Annotated in this window: 3 protein-coding genes; 2 read left to right on the forward strand and 1 reads right to left on the reverse strand. The window is 75.3% G+C overall.

Annotation, left to right across the window (positions count from 1 at the left end):
* The coding region (locus tag H5J30_RS27475) for an AAA family ATPase (protein ID WP_181790008.1) at window positions 1–1,167 on the reverse strand (1,167 nt) is incomplete at its 3' end.
* Window positions 1,168–1,330: 163 nt separating this feature from the next.
* Here H5J30_RS27475 and H5J30_RS27480 point away from each other — a divergent pair.
* Window positions 1,331–2,182, forward strand: a complete 852-nt coding sequence (locus H5J30_RS27480) for a DUF4132 domain-containing protein (RefSeq protein ID WP_258563561.1) — start codon at window positions 1,331–1,333, stop codon at window positions 2,180–2,182.
* Window positions 2,172–2,413 (forward strand): hypothetical protein (locus H5J30_RS27485; protein WP_181790009.1); only part of this gene is annotated, 242 nt, incomplete at its 3' end. The genes H5J30_RS27480 and H5J30_RS27485, both read left to right, overlap by 11 nt.

Raw genomic sequence — 2,413 nt, forward strand, 5'->3', positions numbered from 1 at the left:
GCCCCCGCGGGCGAGGGCCTGCGCCGCGCTGGAGTGCACCCGGTAGCGGGACGCGTGGCTCATGTGCGCGTAGACGGCGTTGCGCACGAGGGGATGGGCGAAGCGGGGCGGCAGGCGCGCCTCGACGATGCCCATGCCGGTGAGCACGCCGACCACCTCCCCGACCTCGCGCGGGGTGAGCCCGGTGACCTCGGCCAGCTCGCCGTACCCGGCGCCGCCGTCCACGACGGCAAGCGCGTCGGTGAGCCGCCGGGCCGCCTCCCGGTGCTCCCGCGGTACGTGCCCCACCCAGCGGTGCACGGCCCTGGCGACCTTCAACGGCCCGGCCCTGCGCACGAGTCCGGGCTCCCACGGCGCCTCCGGCCCCGGGCGGCGCCGCAGTTCACCGACGAGTTCGCTGAGCAGGCAGGGGTTCCCGCCGGTGACCGACCGGGCCGTGTACGCCAACTCCGGATCGGGCTCCGCGTCCAGGACCGTACCGAGGACCTCTCCCACGGCCTTCTCGCTGAGCACGTCCACGGGAACGGAGCGCCCCGCGGCGGAGCCGCGGAGCGCGTGGGTGACCTCGCTGTCCGCGCCGCAGCCGACCGGGGTGTTCGCCGCGACGCAGAGCACGGGATGGCCGTCCAGCCGGTCCTCGACGTACCGCAGGAAGCGCAGCGACGCGGCGTCCGCCAGGTGCAGGTCGTCGAGGAGCAGCAGGACGGCATTGCGCCGGCTCATGTTGACGAGCATCCAGTGCAGTCCGCGCAGGATCGCCTCGTGCCGGCACCGCGGCAGCTCGCCGTACGCGACCGGGTGCCGGTGGTCGAAGAGCGGCGCGGCCGGCGCGGCGGGGCCGGCGACGGCTGCGGCGCGTACCGCGGCCGGGGCGGACCCCAGGTACGGCTCGAAGAGCTGGCGCACGATCCCGTACGGGAAGGCGCTCTCGAACTCGCTGCCGCGCGCGCGGAGGACGGTGAACCCGGCGGCGCGGGCGTGCTCGTGCGCCGCGTGCAGGAGGGAGGTCTTCCCGGTCCCGAAGCGCCCTTCGACGACGACGAGGCCGCCGGCTCCGTTCCGGCAGGAGCCGACGGCGACCTCCAGCAGACGCAACTGGTAATCGCGCTCGACGAGGGGAATGGCATTGAGGCGATGAGTTCCGGGCATGGCGAAGGTGTCCCCCATCCATCCGACGTGCGGCCTTCCCGAGCGCGGACCGGGTCTTCGGCGGGAACTGTCGCAGATCCCCCTTGAAGCCCCCTTGTCCGGCGCTTGACATACGGAGTAACCGGGGGCGTAAACGCACATAGAGAGCCGGCTGTCACAGAGGGCTGGCACGATGCCCGGCATGTCGACTCCACTCGTGTGGGTTCCCGCCACCCATGGCCACGAACTGGCCCTGGACGGAACCGTTCTCAGATGCCGCAAGTCCGACGGCCGCGTGCTCCGGTCCGTCCCCAGAGCCGTGCGCGGCAGCGCGGCGGGCGAGAGACTGGCGGAGCTGGGCGAGCGGCTGGTGCGGCACGAGGAGGAGTGCCGGGCCACCGCGGAGTCCTGGCTGCTGGCCGGCGTTCCGGTGCCCGCCGCCCTGCTGGCCCGCGTGTGGCCAGACCCGGGCTGGCGGTCCGCCCTGGAGCACCTCGTGGTGGTCGTCGGCGGGCGGACGGGTCTGCTCACGGAGGTGACCGAGGAGGGGCGTACGGGCCTGGCCGGCCGGGACGGCGGCGCGCACACCCCACCGGTGGGCCCCGTATCCCTGCCGCATCCGGTCCTGCTGCCCGACGCGGAGAAGTGGCGGGAGTTGCTCGCCGCCCGCGAGGCCGCGCAGGGCGTCCCGCAGCTCGCCCGTGAGGTCCACCGCCGGCCGGACGCCGTCGACGCCGCGGCCATCGGCCTCGACGACTACGCCGGGGGCGAGTTCGCGGAGCTGCGGCACGCCACCGCCCGCGCCGCCCGGTACGGCTTCGTCATGCGCGGCGGGTTCGCGATGGTGCGGATCGCCGAGGGCGGCGTAGGTCTGCAGGCCCGCTACTGGCTGGGGTCCGACGATCCCGGCCTCCCCGCCGAGACCGGGCGGCTGCTGTGGGTGGACGCCTCGGAACGGCCCGTCGCGCTGGGCGGTGTCGGCCCGGTGGCCTGGTCCGAGGGTGTGCGCATGGCAGAGCTGATCCACGCGGGGAGGACGACCGATGACCGCTGACCGAAGCGCGCTGGACACGGGCCTGGCGCCCGCCGGCACGGCAGGCGGCGAGCCGGTCACCGCCCGCCGCTACACCCACCCCCTGCTCGGCACCCGCCCCGTGGTCCGGCTCACCGGGCAGGCCGCCGCGCCCGGCGAGGACCGGGTGCTGGCCGCCGCCGGGTTCTCCGCACCCGATGCCGGCCCACCGGTGTCCGCCGGATACCGCCGGGAGCCCGGCTACCCGGCGTG

This window comes from Streptomyces phytophilus (genome assembly GCF_013870535.1).
Classification (GTDB): Bacteria; Actinomycetota; Actinomycetes; order Streptomycetales; family Streptomycetaceae; genus Streptomyces; species Streptomyces phytophilus.